The sequence below is a fragment of the Hamadaea sp. NPDC051192 genome (assembly GCF_040682475.1).
GTDB lineage: Bacteria > Actinomycetota > Actinomycetes > Mycobacteriales > Micromonosporaceae > Hamadaea > Hamadaea flava.
The window spans coordinates 104,482-124,300 of sequence record NZ_JBFBAZ010000002.1 but is presented as its reverse complement, the minus strand read 5'-3'; the positions used below and the strand labels follow the sequence as shown (position 1 = coordinate 124,300).

At 70.7% G+C, this 19,819-nt stretch carries 9 protein-coding genes and 1 pseudogene; 4 read left to right on the top strand and 6 right to left on the bottom strand.

The genetic code is table 11. The annotated features are described in order from the left end of the window. The first annotated feature begins 42 nt into the window (after positions 1-42). A complete protein-coding gene (locus AB0M47_RS01760) occupies positions 43-921 on the top strand; it encodes an alpha/beta hydrolase (protein ID WP_363406673.1) in 879 nt (292 codons plus the stop codon). Between the two features lie 83 nt (positions 922-1,004). Here the strand turns inward: AB0M47_RS01760 and AB0M47_RS01755 are convergent, their stop codons facing one another. Beyond that, positions 1,005-2,042: a hypothetical protein gene (locus tag AB0M47_RS01755; protein WP_363406670.1), complete on the bottom strand. Its 1,038-nt coding sequence runs from the start codon at positions 2,040-2,042 to the stop codon at positions 1,005-1,007. A 58-nt stretch (positions 2,043-2,100) separates the two neighbouring features. On the opposite strand from AB0M47_RS01755, the gene AB0M47_RS01750 reads away from it, so the two are divergent. Continuing rightward, complete coding sequence (locus AB0M47_RS01750) at positions 2,101-2,697, top strand: TetR/AcrR family transcriptional regulator (protein ID WP_363406667.1); 597 nt, start codon at positions 2,101-2,103, stop codon at positions 2,695-2,697. 181 nt (positions 2,698-2,878) lie between these two features. Here the strand turns inward: AB0M47_RS01750 and AB0M47_RS01745 are convergent, their stop codons facing one another. Then, entirely contained in the window at positions 2,879-3,571 is a 693-nt protein-coding gene (locus tag AB0M47_RS01745; protein WP_363406664.1) for a hypothetical protein, read from the bottom strand. 291 nt (positions 3,572-3,862) lie between these two features. Continuing rightward, on the bottom strand, positions 3,863-4,081 hold the full coding sequence (locus tag AB0M47_RS01740) for a hypothetical protein (RefSeq protein WP_363406661.1): 219 nt from the start codon (positions 4,079-4,081) through the stop codon (positions 3,863-3,865). Positions 4,082-4,246: 165 nt separating this feature from the next. Between AB0M47_RS01740 and AB0M47_RS01735 the strand changes: the two are divergent. Further along, positions 4,247-6,838: pseudogene (locus AB0M47_RS01735) on the top strand (BTAD domain-containing putative transcriptional regulator); the annotation flags it as partial. Between the two features lie 209 nt (positions 6,839-7,047). On the opposite strand, the gene AB0M47_RS01730 reads toward AB0M47_RS01735, so the two are convergent. Genes AB0M47_RS01730 through AB0M47_RS01720 form a run of 3 tightly spaced genes read right to left on the bottom strand, consistent with a single transcriptional unit; the run spans position 7,048 to position 9,958 of the window. Next, positions 7,048-7,563 (bottom strand): S26 family signal peptidase, encoded by a 516-nt coding sequence (locus AB0M47_RS01730; protein ID WP_363406658.1) that lies wholly within the window; start codon positions 7,561-7,563, stop codon positions 7,048-7,050. Next, positions 7,560-9,419: an ABC transporter ATP-binding protein gene (locus AB0M47_RS01725; protein ID WP_363406655.1), complete on the bottom strand. Its 1,860-nt coding sequence runs from the start codon at positions 9,417-9,419 to the stop codon at positions 7,560-7,562. Before AB0M47_RS01725 ends, AB0M47_RS01730 begins: the two co-directional genes overlap by 4 nt. Continuing rightward, complete coding sequence (locus tag AB0M47_RS01720; protein ID WP_363406652.1) at positions 9,416-9,958, bottom strand: TlpA disulfide reductase family protein; 543 nt, start codon at positions 9,956-9,958, stop codon at positions 9,416-9,418. The genes AB0M47_RS01725 and AB0M47_RS01720 overlap by 4 nt, the downstream gene beginning before the upstream one ends. A gap of 357 nt (positions 9,959-10,315) precedes the next feature. Between AB0M47_RS01720 and AB0M47_RS01715 the strand changes: the two genes are divergently transcribed. Further along, positions 10,316-19,669, top strand: coding sequence for a carboxypeptidase regulatory-like domain-containing protein (locus AB0M47_RS01715; RefSeq protein ID WP_363406650.1), 9,354 nt, complete (start codon positions 10,316-10,318; stop codon positions 19,667-19,669). Positions 19,670-19,819 lie beyond the last annotated feature (150 nt).

Sequence of the window (19,819 nt, the reverse complement as noted above, 5' to 3'; positions counted from 1 at the left end):
CATCGTGATACAGTCGTATCATCAAAAGCGAGGAGGCACCTCATGGGAACCAGCTCCTTCACCAGTGACCAGGCCCGCAGCACCTTCGCGCTCGCGTACGACGAGGCGATGCAACGCCTCTGGCCGGCCGGGTGGACCTCGATCGACATCACCACGGCGTACGGGCCGACGCGGGTCAACCGGTTCGGGCCGGCGGACGGCGTACCGGTTGTGTTGCTGCCGGGCGCGGCCGGGAACTCGCTGATGTGGTACCGATACGTCGCCGACCTCGGCCGCGACTACCAGGTGCTCGCGGTGGACCCGGTGGGCGAGCCGGGCGGATCGCGGCAGGACAAGCCGATCGACAACGCCGACGACCTCACCGAATGGCTCGGCGAAGTGTTCACCGGGCTGGGCGTCGCCCAGGCGCACCTGATCGGCTGCTCCTACGGCGGCTGGACCGCGATGCAGTACGCACTACGCCACCCCGATCGCGTCGCGACGATGACGCTGCTGGATCCGGCCGGCTTCGGGAAGGTCGGCGGGCGCTTCCTCGCCTGGGTCATCCTCGGCGGACTCGCCGGGCTCGCTCCTCGGGGCGTACGCCACCGGGCCGCCCGGTGGCTGCGCAACGCCACCCTGTTGGACGACGACCTCATGGGGATGGCTCGCGTCTCGATGAGCTTCCGGCGACGGCTGCCCGTCCCGCCCTCGTTGACCGACGACGAGCTGCGTACCTCGTCGACGCCCGCACTGGTGTTGTTGGGTGCGAACAGCCAGCTCTACGACGCTGCTTCCGTTGCTCAGCGGTTGCGTACGGTCGGCTCTTTCCACGTGGACGTGGTGCCGGATGCGGGGCACGACCTGCCGGTCAGCTGCCCGTCGCTGGTCGTCGAGCGGGCGCTCGCCTTCATGGCGCCCTCCACCACGCTTCTTTCGTGAACGTTGCGCCAGCCATGTCGTTTCCGGCGGCAAGATGTCCGCCGAAACCGCGTGGCTGGCGCAATGATCACCCTCTTGTTTGGTCAGCGGCGTTGCTTTGCGCGGGCGCGGCCGTAGTCGGCCAGGGCGTGGAAGGCGGCCTTGGGCTCCCACGGCATTCCTGGATAGACGGTCCCGGTACGCCCAGCCGGAAGGACCTTCACGATCCCGAAGCTGCCGAGGTCGAAGTCTCGTTCGGGATCGTCGGACGTGGGCAGATGCCGGGACGCGAAGGTGTAGACGAACGCGGTGTCCACCCCGCCGGCGTCGTAGATATCCAAAAGCTCACGCACGTACGCCGCCTGCTCGGGTTCGTTGCGTTCCACGACCTCGGTGAGCCGGACCGCCTGCGCGGTGCGCTCGTCGTAACCGATGATCTCCCCACGGCTGCCCCGATCCGCCGCACCGGTGAAGGGCGCGCAGCCGAACTCGGTGACGGCGAACGGCTTGCCCTGCGCGGTCATCCTGGCAAGGTTCGCGGGCAGGTCTGCCGCGTTGCTCGCGTCGCGGTAGGCGGCGTCGGTGGCGATGAAGTCGAACGGGGTCCAGTCCACTCCTTCCATAGGGAGCGATGCGTACCCTATGGGGCCGCCGAACCGCTGGCGGGCGCCGGCTGCGGCCTGGGCCAGCAGCGCGTTGACGTCTCGCTGAAGGCCGGGGAGGATCTCGCGGATCCGCGTGGGGTCGGTGAGGGCGGCGGCTCGCTCGGTCAGGGTGTCGCCGGGCAGGAACCCGATCGTCATGATGCTGATCTCCGAGCCGGTGAGGAACCGGATGTTCGCCCCCTCCAGCCGAATCCGCTCGGCCCGCTCGGCGGCATCCAGCAGGAATTCCAGCAACTGGCTGGTAGTCAGGTCGTTGGTGAACGGGCAGTACCAGACTTCGAGCCCGGCTGCGGCCGCGTGCCGGGCGGCGATCTCCAGACGGTCGGCGACTCCGCCGGTGACGCGTACGGCGTCGGCGTGCAACTCCTCGCGGATGATCCGCATGTCCTCGGCGACGATGTCGGGGTCGAAGGGTTCGTGCGTGGTACTGCCGAGATTGGTGAAGCCGGTGTCGTAGGTGACGCCCCAGGCGCGCATGACTGCCTCCTTTAAGGTACTCGCAGTACCGTACACCAAATAGCGTACGATGCGTACCGTGGCGGAGGGGCAGCGGCGGCGCGGCGCGGAACTGGAGCAGGCGATCCTGCGGGCAGCCGCAGAGGAACTCGAGACCTCGGGCTACGCCGGCATGACCATGGACAAGGTCGCCCAGCGCGCGGGCACCAACAAGAACGCGATCTACCGCCGCTGGCCACAACGTGCCGCGCTGGGCATCGCCGCGTACAAGTTCCTGGCCGATGCCCGCACGCCCGCGCCCGACACGGGCAGCCTCCGCGGTGACGCGCTCGAACTGTTGAGACAGGCCAACGCGACCTGGTCGTCACCGCGCGGCGCGATCCTGCGCGACCTCCTGGCCGCCGCCGCGGACGAGCCCGCTCTGCTTGACCTGCTTCGCGAGCAAGCCGGCGGCGGCGCGATGAACGCGGCCTGGTTCACCAGCCTGAGTCGCGCGGTGGCGCGCGGCGAAGCGCCTCCCGAGGCGGTCCAGCCTCGCGTGGCGGCGCTGCCGATGATGCTGCTTCGCGGCGAGTACGCGCTGCGAGGCGTCCCGTCGGTGTCGGACGAGACGCTGGTCGAGATCGTGGACGAGATCTTCCTGCCCCTGGTACGCGGGCGAGGCGTGGCCGCCTAAACCACCGACGGGGCGTCGCGATCTCCGGACGGCTACGCACGTTTCCGCGTCGCCGATGGGTGCCCGCTTTACCGGAGATCACGCGTCGGCCCTTCAGGCCCAGGCCATCGACACGAGGCTGCGCCGTAGCCTGAGAAGCGGAGCTGAACGGGCCGTGTCGTCCTGCGACACGGCCCGTTCGTCAGCGGACCTCGTCGAAGGCGAAGCTGCTGCTGGTCGACCCCATCGTGATCTTCAGGGTGACGTAGCCCGGCTTGCCGTCCTTGGCGTGCTCGCCCCAGTACTGGCAGGTGTAGCCGGTGTCGGCACGGAACTCGACCACCTTCACGGCTGGGATCTCGTCGCATGCGAGCTTGCTGGCGTCGGTACGCCCGGAGTCGCTGCCGTACCGCTCGTTCATGAGGTTGTAGATGACCTTGGCGACGAGGACGCCCTTCGTAGGCTTCTTCGTGTACGAGAAGACCATGCTGCCTTCGGTGTAGCGGTCGCTGATCTTCACCTCGTAAGGGATGTCGATGCCCTGATAGGTCACCGTGCACTGGCTGGTCGCACCGGCCCGCATGGTGATGCCGTCAGCGCAGTTCGCGCTCGTCGTGCCGAGCACGCGGACGGTCGCCAGGACGTCCTCCCGTAGGGCGTGCTCAATCTTGTCCTTGACCGGAGCGTTCACCGCCGGGGCAGGCTTGATCCGCAGGACGTCCCCGTCGCCTCTCCCGACGACATCCGCCTGAGGTCCGCTGATGCTCACCGGCAACGTCTTCGCGTCATCCCCGGCGTCACCGGCCACGGAATCGGCAGAACTCTTCAGGGCACCACAGCCGGCCGCCAGCAATCCGGCCAGCACTACACAGAAGACAGACTTGGTTTTTCGCATGGCCGTGGACTGTAGCGAGCCCGCTTCATCGCACTGGTCCTGGCCAAAGCGGTTGATTGTGGATCTGACCTGCGGAAACGATGCCGGGAGTCGGCTTGTGATCGGCGCTCCGCAGCGGCGTGCTGTGCGTGTTTGTTCTCACTCAGTAGCCGATGCCTTAGCTGCCAACGCTTTGCGCGAGGCCGCGAATTTTCGCGGTTTCGTTGGGTTGCCCCGGCCGTCGGCAATTCAGAGACGACGGTGATCCGGCGAGCCGCGCGAGGCGCGGCCCGCCGGTTCCATGCGATGCGATCAGACGCAGGTGTTGCCGGCGTACCGGCAGTAGTAGCTGCTGTCGACGCAGTTGGAGCTGCAGGTGTAGTAGCGGCGGTACGCGGCTGCTCCAGAGCAGTAGCAGTGCGCGCCCCACCAGTGCGAGCCCGGGTCGCAGGCGCACGGACCCGCCTCGGCCTTGACCTTGGGCACGATCCTGGTCAGCAGGCGATCAGCGACGGTGTTGAGCAGTGTCACCGGTCTCTCCCCTCCCTCAGCGGAATGATTCGCACCGACGGTAGGCAAGCGGGATACAGTCGGGCGCACATCGCCGGCACATCCTGCGCGTGACCTCCCGTTCGAAGTTGATCGTTGTTACGATGTCGCTCTGCACCGGGAGGATCGATCCGATCTGGAGCACGTGTGGCGCACATATTCAGCCTGCTGGGCCCACTCTCCATCCGCCATGACGGCGGCGCCGTCACGGTCGCCGCTGCCAAGCCTCGTGCGTTGCTCGCCTACCTGCTGCTGGAAGCGAACCGGCAGGTGCCGACCGAGCGACTCGTCACCGAGCTGTGGGGCGAGTCGCCGCCGAGGTCGGCTACCGCGAATCTGCGCACCTACATCGCCGGTCTGCGGTCCCGGGTCGAGCCGCAGGGTGCCGAGATCGAGACCGTCCGGGATGGCTACCTGTTGCGCTGCGACACCGACGCGTGCGACGTGGGGGAGTTCCGGCGGGCCGTCAGCGACGGTCGGCGCGCCCGAGCCGCCGACGACCTGCCTGCCGCTCTGTCGAAACTCGATCAGGCCATCGGCATGTGGCGTGGGCGTGCGCTGGAGGATGTCCCGCTCGGACCACGGCTGGCCTGGCATGCGGAGCGGCTTGAGGCCGAACGTGTCGAGTCGTTCGAGGACTCGATGCAGCTGCGCCTGGATCTCGGCCGCCATGCGGAGGTGCTCACTGCGATACGGCGGCACGTTCAGGTCTATCCGCTCCGCGAACAGGCCCACGCTCTGCTGATGCTCGCGGCGTACCGGTCGGGGGACGTCGCGGGCGCGCTGAAGTCGTTCCTGGCAGCTCGTTCTGTGCTGCGCGAGCAGTTGGGTATCGAACCCGGCCCGGAGCTGTCCGCTCTGCATCAGGCGATCCTGCGTCGAGACCGTGACCTGGCGGCGCCGCCCGTGGCGAGCGGACGCCGCGAGGCGTCGCCGCGTGAGCTGACGCCGCCGCGGCAACTGCCCGTGGCGCCGGGGACCTTCGTCGGCCGCCGCCAGGAGATCGCGACCGCGTTGCGGCTGGCGCGAGCGGTGCCGGCAGCGGGGCGGCCGAGGTTGCTGGCGATCTCCGGCCGGGCCGGAGTCGGCAAGTCGGCCTTGGCCCGCCATGTCGCGCATGAGCTGGCCGGCGATTTCCCCGACGGGCAGCTCTATCTCAATCTGCAGGGGGCGAATCCGGATCTGCCACCGCTCCCGGGCATGGTCGCCGTCCACCGCCTGCTGCAGGGGCTCGGCGTTCCGGCCGGGAACATCCCGTCAGCACCGGCGGAAGCTGAGGCGCTGCTCCGGTCGACGGTCGCCGACCGCGCCCTGATGATCGTGCTGGACGACGCGGCCTACGCGCATCAGGTGGCGCCGCTTGTGCCGGCGGCACCCGGTTGTCTCGTCCTGATCACCAGCCGGGCGATGCCGATCGAGCTTGATGGTGCGGCGCACATCCGGCTCTCGCCGTTGGACCCCGAATGCTCGGCTCAATTGCTGAGCGAGATCACCGGCGCGGAGCGGGTCGACGCGGACATGACGTCGGCCCGAGCTGTCGCGGATCTGTGTGAGCATCTGCCGTTGGCGCTGCGCGTGACCGGTGCCCGGCTGGCCGCTCAGCCGCACCGGACCCTGGCCGATCTCAGCGTCCGGCTCGCCGACGAGCATCATCGCCTGGATCTGCTCGAGCTGGGCGACGCAGGGGTGCGTTCGTCGCTTCGGGTCACACTCGACCAGCTGCGCACGTCAGGCGATCCGCTGGACACCGCCGCCGCGATCGCGTTCACCCGGCTCAGCGCGGCGCACCTGGCCACCTTCTCCGATGTGCTGGTGGCACGGGAACTCGGGCTCGACTCGGTCGCCGCCGAGGGCGTGGTGGATCGGCTGGTCACCTTGCACCTGCTGGAGTCGGCCGGCGCGGGCCGGTTCCGAATCCTGGACCTGTTGCGGCTGGTCGGCGCCGAGGCATGCGCGGACGGTGACGCGGTCATGGCCCGGATCTACGGCTTCTACGCCGCGACGGCCTGGCACGCGGTGCATCTGTTGCGGCCCGGCATCCCGTCGCCCCGTACGCCGCTGGACAGCGGTGTACGGCCGGAAGACTCGGACGCCGCGGCGGCCTGGCTGAGCGCGGAGATGTTCACGATTCTGGGCATCGCCCGGCGGTGCGCCGATCGGCCGGACTTGGCCCACATCACCGTGGATCTGGTGCACTGTCTCACCAACTACCTCCCGTCGCGAGGGCACTGGGCTGTCCTGGCCGACCTGTCGGATGCCGGCTTGATCGCAGCGGAGGCCCTCGGCGACGCACGCGCCCAGGGGCTGGCGCTCTCGGCGTTGGCTTCCGTCGACCGCTCTCGGGGCGACTTCGAGCTCGCGCTGAACCGGCTGGTGCAGTCCTACGGGATCTACGTCGAGGTGGGCTATCGGCCGGGAACTGCGGCCACACTCGACTGGCTGGCGCTCGTACTGTCGAATCTGGGACAGCCGCGGGCGGCGATCGGCTGCCTACGCAGGAGCCTGCGCATCCATCTCGACCTCGGCCGGACCGCGCAGGCGGCGACGACGCTGCACAACATGGCCGAGGCGTACGCCCAACTGGGCCGCTATCCGTCTGCGGAACGGCTGCTGCGTCGCAGTCTGCCGATGCGCCGGAACGCGTCGGACGTCCTCGGCGAGGCCTGCACGACCGTGGTGACCGGCGTCGTCCGGGCCCTGCGGGGTGACCTGCGAGACGCGGCGGCATGGTTGGACGCGGGCCTGGAACAGGCCACCAGCAGCGGCTACTCAGAGATGGAGTGGGAGGCCGCCATCACCCGAGCCTGGGTACGCCTGGCTGCCGGTGATCCGTCCGGGATCGACGACTGCAAACGGGCGACCGACGTCGCCCACCGACTCGGTGATCGTTACCGGGCGACGCTGGTGGACGCGGTGTACAGCGAGACCGTTCCGGGCATCGTCCGCGCCTACCGGGGTCCGCGGTCGTTCCTGGTGGAAAGGCTGATCCTGGGCGCGGATCCGTCGGCCACCGGTGGGCGGGATCGGATCGCGACGCCGAGCACGTGGCCGACTGGAATGAAACCGACCGATCGTGAGTCGTAACCGCGGATCGGCGAGTCGCCGAGGATGACCACCGTGCCCGCCGGGACGATGGCGTCGTCCGCATGCCCCGCCAGGATGGCGGTGGATTCCCGCATCGCCGCCGGCAGCGGATCTCCGGCCACCGCCGCCACCCGCTTGATCAGCCAGCGCTGCTCGGCCTGGTCGGGGTCAGCCGCCGCTGGTGGACGCTGCACCACCACGACGTCGCCCACGCGCAGAACGCGGTGAGATCGCCGGATCACGATGACCTCACCAGGGGCATAGGTGGGGCTCATCGACATGCCCTCCACCCGTACGGAGACATAGCGCCGGCGCAGCACGGCGACCACGGCCGCGCTGAGCGTCACGGCTGTCAGCAGCGCTGCCGCGTACGGATTCATGTGCTGGTGCCGATCATGTCGGCCGGCTCGCCGTCGGCGAATCCTTGGGCCTGGAGCCGGAACAAGTGAGCGTAGTGCCCGTCGTGCGCCATCAGCTCGGCGTGCGAGCCCTGCTCGGCGACGACGCCGTCGGCGAGCACTGCGACGAGGTCAGCGCCGCGGAGAGCGTTGAGACGATGCGTGATCAGCAGGCTCGCTCGTCCGGCGCGCAGGCGCTGGAGGCGCTCGTGGATGGCGTGTTCCGCCTCGGCGTCCAGGCCGGAGCTGGGCTCGTCGAGGATGAGCAGGTCACGGTCGCCGCGCATGAGCGCGCGGGCCAGCGCCACGCGTTGCCACTGCCCGCCGGACAACACGACGCCGGTCGCCGGATCGTCCCGGTCGGATTCCGAGGTGAAGATCCGGGTGAGCAGCGTGTCATATCCGCGCGGCAGGCGGTCGAGCGCATCGTGCACACCCGCGGATGCGGCGGCGCGCTGAATGCGTGGGCGGTCCGCGATCGCCGCGACGTCACCGAGCCCGATGTTCTCCGCCGCCGACAACTCGTAACAGGTGAAGTCCTGGAACACGGCGGCGAGCCGAGCCCGCAGGCCGTCGACCGGCAGGTCGCGCAGGTCGACACCGTCCCACAGGATCCGGCCGCGTACGGGATCGTAGAACCGGCACAGCAACTTGACGACCGTGCTCTTGCCCGCTCCGTTGAGCCCGACAAGTCCGGTCGAACGCCCTGCCGGGAGCGTCAACCTCAGTCCCTTCAGCACCCACGGCTGCTCCTCGCCGTAGCGGAACCACACGTCCTCGAACACGATGCCGTCGCCCAACGGCGGAACCGGGCGAACCACCGGTGCGACTGCCAGATCCGGTTCCGCCTCCACCACCTCGCGGTAGTGGCCGAACAACATCAGCGCGCCGTGCCCAGCGCCGAGCCCGCCGATCACGGACCCCAAGCCGCCCTGCACCCCGGCGACGGCCGCGACGAACAAGGTGAAGTCACCGATGGTCAGGTTGCCCGACCGCGCGGCGAGAATCGCCCACACCGTGCCCGCGCCACCGGCGAGCGCACCGACCAGGGCGACAGTGGTGTGGCTGCGCAGCTCCCGGCGGTCCATCGCGCGGTTGTGCGCGTTGATGCCACTCAACTCGGCGGTCATCCGGGAGCGAAACAGTGGGCCGAGACCCAGCAGGCGTACCTCCTTGGCCACGGTCAGACTGGTGAGCAGGTTCGCGAAGAAGAACTCCCGCCGAATCGGCTGCCCGAGATCGAACGCGAGCCGGCTGCGCGCACGGCTCAGCCGTAGCTCCGCCAGCAGGGTCGGCACCGTGGCGACCACCATGATCAGCAGTGCCCAGGGGCTGATCGCGCTCAGCGTGGCGACGAACCCCGCAGTCACCAGAAGTCCCTGGACGACGGTCAGAAGTCCGCCCAGCACCTGGCTGGGGCCGCTCGGACCGGCATCGGCCGCCAGCTGCAGCCGGTCATGGAAACCCGGATCCTCCAGCCGGCCGAGCCCTGTCAGTCGTTCCACCGCCCCGAAGAGGCGGTCGCGGGCGAGCAAGGCGACCCGGCGCCCGAGCTCAGCGTCGGTGTACTGCATGACGCGGGGCAGCAAAGCCAGGAGGATGCCGCAGACCGCCAGGCCTACTGCCGGCGGGACCATGGATGTCGCCGTGCCCGCTGGTCTCGCGAGGGCGTCCACCACCGTCTTCGTCAGCCAGGCTGCAGCCAGGGGCACCACCGACGCCACCCCGGCAAGGGCCAGCCGCAGCAGGACGGCATGGGGAGCCGCACGCCAGGCGACCGCGGCCGCAGCCGGCAGGTGCCGCACCGGGGCCGGCTGACCCGGCACCGTCTGGCTCACACCGGCTCCGGCAGTGGAACACCCCGCAGATCGAAGCCGCTGAACACGACCAGCGACGAGTCGAGCATCGCGAAGGCGGGATATCCCTCCACGCCGAAGGCCTGGCCCAGCGGACCCCGATCCGGCTCGGCGACGACCCGCGCCACCCCGGTCAGCTTGGCGCGCAGATCCGCAGTCTCCGCGAGATCGCCGACAGCCACGGCCACGACCTGGTCGGCACCGCCGGGCATCCGGGCGGCGAGCGCCGCGAACTCCGGCAGACGCTCGGCGCACGCCGGGCAGCTGGGCGTGAAGAAGCCGATGAGGGTCGAACGGCCCTCCCGGCCGACGGCCACCTGCTCTCCGTCGGCGGTCGTGGCCGTCAGCGCCGGCAGCGCCGTGCCTGCCGGATGCATCACCGCACTGGAGCCCGACTGGCTGGTCAGCTTGGTCAGCATCTCGGTGTGTTCGCGCAGCCGGCGGATGACACCGAAGTTGAGCAGCAGGCTGAACACGCACAGGACGGCGGTGATCACGACGGCGACGGCGAGCAGCGTCATCGAATCTCCTCCAGGTGACGATGGATGCCGCGACGGGCATCGGACGGAAGAGGTGGACCTCGAATTGCGCCCATGACGTTAGGCATCGGGCGTACAGCGGCTGCACATTGCGCGCACATCGATCCACTGGGCACATCCAGCCGTCGCCGAAAAGAAGACGAGGTCAGAAGGCCTGTGTGCGGCGCTCGGATGAGGAAGGCAACCGGCGTGGAGCGAGTTAATCGCACACCGGGAAGATCTAGTTGATCGTTACATCTTTACGTATACGAAGATCGAATTTACGGTGAGGGGCATTCCCTCGAGCGGCCATCGACACTTCCACAGTCGGCTGCTGGTCCCGCACCGGAGGTTCGAGACATGCGCGTCGCCCGAAGCTGGTTCACCAGAGCGGCGCTGCCGCTGCTCGCCATCACCCTGGTCGGCGCGCCGGCACCGGTCGCCGCCATGGCGTCACCGTCCGCGTCGCCGGCGGCATCGGGGGCAGCGACGTCCACTCAGCCCGCCGGGGTGCTCGACCTGCTGAGCGGGCTCCCGGTCGAGGCGACGGACTTCGGCGCGGAGCCGACCGCCAAGGGCACCCAGCCGCCGAGCGGTGTGGCACCCGAGGTGCGCGCGGCGCTGGCCGGTGGCGGCACGGCCAACGTCATCATCCGGTTGCGAGCGCAGCCAGACCTGACGGCGATCACGCGGCGGGCGGCGGACGAGGGCCGGACGGCAGCCGGCACCAAGCGCCAGCAGCTGACCGTGGCCAGCACGTATCTCGGCCGGCAGGCGGTGGAACGGCAAGTCGCCGACGCGGCCCAAAGCGCACGAGCGCGCACCGTACGCGACGGCATGCGGCAGACCGCCGACGCCTCCCAGCCGGCAGTACGCGGGCTGCTCGCCAGCCAAGAACAGGCGGGCCACGTTCGCGCCGTCAAGCCGTACTGGATCTTCAACGGCTTCGCCGCCACCGTCGACCAGCAGGCGCTCGACGCGCTCGCCGGCCATCCCGACGTCGCGAGCATCACTCCCGACGTCGAGATCCGGCAGGAGGAGCCCATTGAACCGGCGTCTGGTGAACCGCTGCTGCCGACCTGGAGCCTCGAGTCGATCAACGCACCGGAAACCTGGGGCGAGTACGGCGTACGCGGCAACGGCGTCGTCGTGGGCATCATGGACGGTGGCGCGGACGGCGGCCACCCGGCGCTGCACGACTCGTGGCGCGGTGTCACCGGCGATCCGGCGGCGAGCTGGTATGTGCCGACCGGAGAGAACTATCCGACGCCCGGCGACGGCGGCGGCCACGGCACCCACGTCACCGGCAGCATCGTCGGCTCCGCACCTGGCGAGCTGACGGGCGTGGCGCCTGGCGCGCAGTGGATCGCCGCGAAGATCTTCCGGGACTCCGGCAGCACGACCGAATCGATCATCCACGACGCGTTCCAGTGGATGATGGCTCCCGGTGGCGACCCGTCCGCAGCGCCCGACGTCGTCAACAACTCCTGGGGCGCCGACGCGCCGAACGCCACGACGTTCTGGAACGACCTGCTCGCCTGGGAGGCCGCCGGAATCGTCGCGGTCTTCGCCAACGGCAACAACGGCCCCGGGCCGGGCACCGTCGGGTCGCCCGGCAGCTATCCGCACGTCATCGGCATCGGCGCGACCGACCAGCAGGACCGCATCGCCGGGTTCTCCAGTCGCGGACCGGTCACCTGGGACGGCGTCACCCACATCAAGCCCGACGTCAGCGCACCCGGCCACCTGATCCGCTCGACCTGGCCACGCCAGCTGAGCGCGTCCGGGTACAACACGATCTCGGGCACCTCGATGGCCACGCCCCACGCCACCGGCGTCGTCGCCCTCATGCTCTCGGCCAATCCGGAGCTGACCGTCGCCGAGGTGCGCCAGATCCTCACGGGCACGGCGAGAGTCGAGTCGCACATGGGCGCGGTGCCCAACAACGCCTACGGCACGGGGATCATCGACGCGTACGCCGCCGTCACCCGGGCCGCGTACTCCGGCACCGTCACCGGCCGGGTGACCGGGCCGGACGGCAAACCGCGAGCGGCCACGGTCACCATCGCGGGGACCTCGACGACCGCCGACCCGCAGACCGGGGCGTACTCGCTGGTGGCACCGGCCGGCGCGCAGGACGTCACGGTCAGCGCGTACGGGTTCGTCACCCACCACGGCAAGGTCGCCGTCACCATCGGTCAGTCGCTGACGCACGACGTGTCCCTCGCCGTCGCGCCCGACCGTAAGGTCGTCGGTACGGTCACCGGCCCGTCCGGTGCGGTCCGGGGCGCCCGGATCACCGTCAGCGGCACCCCGCTCGACGTCGCGACGACGGACGCCGATGGACGGTTCGAGCTGAGGATCGCCGAGGGCGTCTACACGCTGCGGGTCGCCGCGGCCGGGTTCAAACCCGCCACCATCGAGACCACTGTAGACGGTGACGAGAGCGTCCGATTCACCGTGGAGGCCTTGAACCAGCCGACCGCGGCGGGCTGGGCGCAGTACCAGAACAACCCGAGCCGGGCCGGCCTGTCCGGTGATCGGATCGCGGGCCGCACTCTGCAGCCGGCCTGGAACGCGGCCACGGGCAGCTCGGTGGTCTTCGCCAGTCCGGTCATCGCCGACGGCCGGGTGTTCCTCGGCTCCGACGCCGGGCGGCTGACCGCGCGCGACGTCGCAACAGGGCGACAGCTGTGGGCCTTCCAGACCGGTCAGGCATTGCGGGGCAGCCCGGCGGTCGCGGACGGACTGGTGTTCACCGGCGGGGGGTTGAGCGGCGGCATCTATGCCCTCGACATCACTACCGGCAAGGTGCGCTGGCAGGTGCCCACCCCGGATCGCTTGACCGTCTACACCGCGCCTTCGGTCGTGAACGGCGTCCTGTACGCCGCGACCGGGCCGACGCAAGGACGCGCGGACACGGTGTTCGCGCTCGACGCCGCCACCGGCCGGCAGCTCTGGGCCACCGACGTCGGCACGTCGGTCTTCGCCGGCCCAGCCGTCGGCAACGGCCTGGTCATCGTCGGCAACGCCGACGACGGCCAACTCATCGCGCTCGACGCGGCCACCGGAACTCGCAAGTGGACCTACACCCGCACCGGCGACTACTTCATCGGCGGGGCGAGCATCGTCGGCGGCACTGTCTACGTCACGACGACCGACGGCAACAGCGGCGGCAGCATGCTCGCCCTCGACGCCGCCAGCGGCGCGCTGCGCTGGGAGAACAACACGCACGGCGACGGTCAGGGCAGCACCCCGGCCGTCTACGGCGACCTCGTCATCGCCGGGTCGCACGGGCTCGGCTTCGTCGCCGCCTACGACGCAGCGACCGGCAAAGCGGTGTGGCACTACGGGCTCAACGGTGCGGTCAGCGCGTCGGTGCTCGTCAGCGACGACGGCTACGTGATCGGCGGCGCCCAGCTGGATCGGCGGATCTGGGCGCTCGACGCGGCCACCGGGGACCTGGTCTGGCAGGCCACCACCGGCGCGAACGTGACCGCCTCCCCGGCGTACGCCCAGGGATTGCTGGTCACCGCGGACGTCGACGGGAAGGTCTACGCGTACCACCCGACCGGCAAGATCACCGGAACCGTCACCGGGCCGTCCGGCCCGATCGCCGCTACCGTGCGCGTACAGGAGACCGGTGCGCAGGTCGCCACGGATCCGGCCACCGGCCGGTTCGAGCTGACCCATCAGCCCGGGCGGGTCACGGTCGCCGTCACTGCGTACGGCCTGGCCGGTCAGACCCGCGAGATCGACGTGGTCGCCGGCGAGACCAGCACGCTGGACGCCGCTCTGGCCTCCGTCGGCACCGGCGCGATCCACGGTGTGGTGCGCGACGAGGCCGGGGCGCCCCTGCCCGGCGCTACCGTCACCTTGGAGTCCACCCCGGTCGGCCCGGCCACCAGCGGTGCTGCGGGCGAGTTCACGTTCGCGGACGTGGCGGCCGGCACGTATCGCGTCACGATCGCGCGCACAGGCTACGCGCCGCAGTCGCGGTCCGTGACCGTCGTGGCCGGCGAGACCGTCGCGGTCGACACCACCCTGAAACGGTATGACCTGGCGGTCGTCGGCGACTACGAGGGGCGCATCGCCGCCGAGCTCACCGCCCTCGGGTACTCCGTCCAACCGGCGACCTACGCCGAGGTGACCGCCCGGCCAGGTGATTTCCGCGCGGTCGTGGCCAACGGCACGAGCGGCAGCGATCCCGGACCAGACGCGTTCCGGGCCTTCCTCACCGCGACGGACGCGGCGGGCACCAGTGTGGTCTTCCTCGACCAGTGGTCGCTGGGCTACGGAGCGATCAACCAGTTGAGCAAGCACACCGGCGATCCGCAGGGACTGCCGGGCGACCTCAACACCACCGGGCGCATCTCCGTCGTCGCCACGACCGCGCACCCGCTGACCGCGGGCCTCACTCCCGGCGCGCGCACCGAGATCCTCGCGCCGCGCGGCGCGTGGTCGGCCTTCACCGGCTACTCCGGCACCACGGTCGCCACCCTGAACACCGACGAATCCGGCGACGTAGGCAGCGCCATCGCCTTCGACCCGCGCGGCACCGAAAGCACCCACGTGCTGCTCGGATCGCTGGCCGCCGCGGCCAGTTGGGGGGTCCCGTCCGACGACTGGCTGCCCGCCGCGCGCACCATCCTCAAGAATGCCATCGGGTGCGCCATCGACGCGCGCTACGGCGCTGTCGAGGGCACGGTCACCGATCCGTCGGGTACGCCGCTGGCGGGAGTGACGGTGGCGGTGCCCGCGACGGGTGAGCGGACCACGACGGCCGCCGACGGCACCTACCGGCTGCTCGTCACCCCCGGCACGCCGACGCTGCGGTTCACCCGGGTGGGCAGCACACCGTTCGAGCAGACGATCACGGTGACGGCGGGCGACTTGGTCACCGTCAACCCCACCCTGGCGGTCTCGGGCGCCGGCGGCGTACGCGGCATCGTCACCAGCGGACGCGACGGCTCACCGGTGAACGGCGCGTCCATTGTGGTCGAGGGCACCGATCTCGCCGCGACCTCAGCCGCCGACGGCGCGTTTGCCATCGACCTGCCGGCCGGCACGTACCAGGTCCGGACGAGCGCAGCCGGTCACCTGAGCACGACGGCCACGGTCGAGGTCCGGGCCGGTGCCGAAACGGTGTCGAATGTAGAGCTGGCTGCGGCGCCCCGGGTCGCGGTGCTGGGCGACTACTCCGGCGACAGCGTCGTCGCCCTGATGCGCGCCAACGAGATCGCCGCGGAGCCGATCGACTGGACCGACGCCGGGCGGCTGCCGCAGTTCGACGTCGTGGTCTTCAACGACCCGACCGACCCCGGCGCGACCGTGTTCACCGGCTTCCTCGCGGCCATGGACGCCGCCTCGGTGAGCGGAATCTTCCCCGACGACCGGTACTCCGGCGACGGCGGTGCGCGCCTGCTGCGCAAGTACCTGGCCGATCCGAGCGGAACGCTGCCCGTCAGCGGCGAAGGCATCATCTCGTACGCGCCGACCGTCGCCGGGCATCCGCTGTTCGCCGGTCTGCCCGAGCGGCCGGAGATCTTCCGCGCCGGCCGGACCGCCGCGGCGATCGTGGGTTACTCCGGTACGCCGCTGGCCGACGTGCACTCCGAGACGGGCGGCCGGCGCGGGGTCGCCGCCGCGTACTCGGTGCGTACCACCGGCAGCGTGCACCTGGTGCTCGGCGGCTTCGCCGGTACGACGCTGCAAGGGCCGAAGGACGACTGGACGCCCGACGGCGTCAAGCTCTACCTCAACGCGATCCGGTGGACCGCCGCACCGGGGCTGGCGGGCGCGACCGGCCGGGTCGTCGGTGTCGACGCCGCAGCACTGCCGGCGACCGTCGAACTCGTCGGCGGCACGCGCCGGGTGACGACCGACGCCGCCGGTGAATACACGTTCCCGCTGGAACCCGGCACACACCGACTGCGGTTCAGCTCCTTCGGCTACACCCCGGTCGAGCGTGAGGTGACCGTCGAGCGCAACGGAACCGCCAGGGTGGACGTCGAGATGCAGCCGGGGACCGTCGGCGGCATCGCCGGGACGATCACCGCGCTGACCGACATCGAAGCCAGCGGCCAGCAGGCGAGCACCGCCGGGCCGGTCGACGGCGCGACGATCGCCCTGCTGGGCACCACCGCGCACACCGTCACCGACAGCACGGGGCACTACCGGCTGCCGCTGGTCGAACCCGGGTCATACGAGCTGGAGGTGGCCTCAGACGGATACGTCCGCACCCGGATACCGGTGACCGTGACCGCCGGCGGTGAGACCAGCGCCGACGCCGCATTGCGCCCGTCGCCGGTCGTCGGCGTCCTCGACGACTTCGAGGGCCGGCTTGCTGCATACCTCGCGTACTGGGGCTACGAACCGCGTCCCGTCGGATGGACCGACACGGCGGCACTCGGCGACCTCGACCTGCTCATCGGCAACATGGCGACCTACTCCGGGACCGACCCGGGCGCGGCGGGCTGGGCCGCCTTCGACGACGCGCTCAACCGCTCGGGCGTACCGGCCTTGTGGCTGGACCAACTGGGGCGCGGATCGTTCCGCTACCTGAAGGCGTACGACCGGGATCCTGGTGTGGAGGGTGAGGGCCGTAACGACGGGACGGTGACCGCGCACGCGACCGTGACCGGCCACCCGCTGCTCGCGGGCCTGCCGGCGTCGTTCGAGCTGGTGCCGCCGAACAAGGAGTACTCGTGGTTCGGTGAGTTCAGCGGGACCACGATCGCGACCGTGACCTCAGACGACCCGGCGGCAGGCGGCGGGCTGGTGGGCGTGCGGCACCGCGGTGCGCGGGCGGTCGACGTCCTGCTCGGCGCGCTGTCGGTGAGCACCTACGGATACCCGGGCTACGGCGACCATCCCGGGCTCACCTGGACCGGCGGCGCGGAGCGGCTGCTGCGCAACGCGCTGTCCTACGCGCTGGACACCGACGGGCTCGGCGGCGAGGTGCGCGGCACCCTGCGCACCGCAGCCCAGGCGCCGCTTGCGGGCACGGTCAAGGTCGTCGAGACCGGCGACACGGTGCCCGCGCGGTCCGGTGACGGCACCTTCGTCGTGCCGCTGCCCGCCGGCCGGTGGACGCTTCAGGCGTCGAGCTTCGGGTACGCCGACGCCACGACCGTCGTCGACATCACCGCGGGCGGCGTGGTGACACTGCCGCTGACCCTCACCGGCGACCCGGCCGGGACGATCAGTGGGATCGTCACGGGACCGGCAGGCCCCATCGCGGGGGCGGCCGTCGCCGTCACCGGTACGCCGCTGAGCGCGACCACCGGCTCCGACGGCTCGTACACGATCGCCGGTGTGCCGGCGGCCACCTGGACGCTGCGGGTGACAGCCGCGGGCCACCAAGTCGCCACGCGTACCGTCACGGTGCCCGCCGACGCGACCTTGCCGGTGAACGTCACGCTGGTGGCCTCGCATCGGATCGCTGTCATCGCCGACTCGTCCAACGCGATCACCGGGCTGCTGCAGCGCGAGGGCTATGCCGTCGAGCAGTTCACGGCGGCCCAGATCGGCACGCTCGTCCCCCGAGTGAGCGAGTTCGACCTGATCATCGTCAACGGGTCGGTGAGCAGCTCGTACCGTCCGGCACTGCTTCAGATGATCAACGAAGCGGCCGCCCGGAGTGTATCGACACTCTATGGTGGACAGTGGGGCGGCGCCGCCATCGGTGCGCTCTCCGACGTACGCCACGATCCCACCGCCGTCGCCTACGACTTCGAGCCCACCGACATCGCGTACGTCGTCGGCAAGCCGCACCCGATCTTCGCCGGGTTCCCGGCCGGCGAGCCGGTCGTGGTGCTCACCAACCCCGGCGACAACCAGCAATGGATGACGTACTCGGGATACAGCGGCACCACCGTCGCCGACGCGCATTCGGCGACGACCGACCTCGGCAACGCGGTCGGTTACCGGTTCACCTCGGGGTCCAGCGTCGAGGTGCTGCTCGGCGGCTTGTCGGCCGGCTCCTACGGACGACCTGGCACACGATGGACACCGGCGGCCGAGCAGATCTACCGCAACGCGGTCGCGTGGGCGGTCGACGCGCGACAAGCCGCCGTCGCCGGCGTGGTGACCGGCGCCGAGGGCACCCCCATCAGTGGGGCGCGGGTCACCGCCGTCGAGGCCGGCGCCAGCACGGTGACCGCGGCGAACGGCGCCTACACCCTGGGCCTGGCCGCCGGCACGCACACGATCCGGATCGAGGCGTTCGGCTACGAGACGACCGAGCGTTCGGTGACCATGCCGGAGAGCGGGACACTGACGCTCGACATCGCACTGGTGCCGCTGCCCCGAGGCGTCGTCACCGGCACCGTCCGGTCGGCGGACGGCACGGTCATACCAGCCGCCACACTGACGGCCCACGGCGTACAACCCTGGTCGGCGACCACCGGCGAGGCAGGAACGTTCACCGCGGAGCAGTTGCTCGAGGGTGACTACACCGTCGACGTGTCCGCGCCGGGACACCTGCCGGCGACGGCGTCGGTGACCGTCACCGCCGGCGCGATCGCCCGGCTCGACGTGACGCTGCGGCCCTACGACGTCGGCGTGCTCGGCGACGCCGACGGAACGCTGGTGGCGTTCCTGCGGGCGAACGGCCTGGCAGCCACGGAACTGCCCTGGTCGCGCGGCCTCGATCTCGACGGCTACGACACCGTGGTGGTCAACGGCGGAACGCCGGACAAGGCGACCTACGACGCCGTGGTGGCCGCCGCGGACGCAGCCCGGACCAGCCTCGTCTACACCGGCACCTGGGGTGCGGACCGAGGCGGCCTGCGACTGCTCGAACGTCACACCGGCAGGATCTCCGTCACCGGGCAGGGCTACGGCGAAGGCGCCGTGACGCTGGCCGGCTTCGACCCCGGGCACCCGCTGTTCGCCGGGCTCGCCGATCCGGCCGAGTTGATCGTCGCGGGCGGCTATTACAGCGTCGCGGGCGGCTACGCCGGGAAACCGCTGGCCGAGCTGTCCGTTCGCCGCCCAGACGGGTCGGTGGTACGCGGCCTGGGCGTCGGCTTCGACTGGCGAACGGCCGGCAGCGTCGAGGTCGTGCTGTCCGCCAGCGCCGTGACCGAAGCGGTCGGCCCTGACCTGGGCTGGACTGAAGCGGGTCGCCGTCTGCTGCTGAACGCGGTCTCCTGGACGCGCACCGTCTCCATGCCACGCCCGGCGCCCCCGGTCGTGAGCGCACCGGCGGTGACCCTCGACGACTCGATCACGGTGTCGGGCACCGCGGACTGGCCCTCGACCGTGCGCCTGCGTATCGGCACGAAAGACGTGGCCACCGCAGTGACCGCGCAGGACGGCACGTGGACGGCCAAGGTGCCGCTGCGGCTGGGCCGCAACGCGCTGACCGCGACGGCGACGAACGCGGCCGGCACGTCCGCCGCGACCACAGCCGTCGTCATCGAGCGCTGGCATCCAGACTGGACACTGCCCGGCAGCGGCCGATCGCGCCCAGTCCAGCTCCGGCTCGACGGCATCACACCGGGCGGGGCGCCGGCGGACAACGCGATCCTCGTGGTCCGCAACGCCCTCGGCGTGGAAACGGCGCGCCTGCCGCTGAAGTGGACGAAGGACCAGTTCTACCTGGTTGTTTTGAAGAACCTGCCGGCCGGCACGTATTCGCTCAGCGCGGAGCTGACCGTCGGCGGCACCACCGTCGTGGCCGACGGCCCGGAGGTGGTGATGGGTTGACCCGGCGAACCGGGGGTCGGGTCGCACCGTGAACGCGACCCGACCCCCGTGGGGTTCTACCTCACGGGGGTCGCGGCCGCGTCGCCGTAGGACTCCGGGCTAAGCTGCGCCAGACGGTATGCCGCCTGTCGCCACAGCTGAGGAGGCCGG

Bases quoted from the DNA above. Each gene is read 5' to 3' on its own strand.
- AB0M47_RS01720 (WP_363406652.1), bottom strand. From the start codon at position 9,958: ATGACGCTGCTCGCCGTCGCCGTCGTGATCACCGCCGTCCTGTGCGTG.
- AB0M47_RS01755 (WP_363406670.1), bottom strand. From the start codon at position 2,042: ATGCGCGCCTGGGGCGTCACCTACGACACCGGCTTCACCAATCTCGGC.
- AB0M47_RS01730 (WP_363406658.1), bottom strand. From the start codon at position 7,563: ATGAATCCGTACGCGGCAGCGCTGCTGACAGCCGTGACGCTCAGCGCG.
- AB0M47_RS01715 (WP_363406650.1), top strand. From the start codon at position 10,316: ATGCGCGTCGCCCGAAGCTGGTTCACCAGAGCGGCGCTGCCGCTGCTC.
- AB0M47_RS01760 (WP_363406673.1), top strand. From the start codon at position 43: ATGGGAACCAGCTCCTTCACCAGTGACCAGGCCCGCAGCACCTTCGCG.
- AB0M47_RS01745 (WP_363406664.1), bottom strand. From the start codon at position 3,571: ATGCGAAAAACCAAGTCTGTCTTCTGTGTAGTGCTGGCCGGATTGCTG.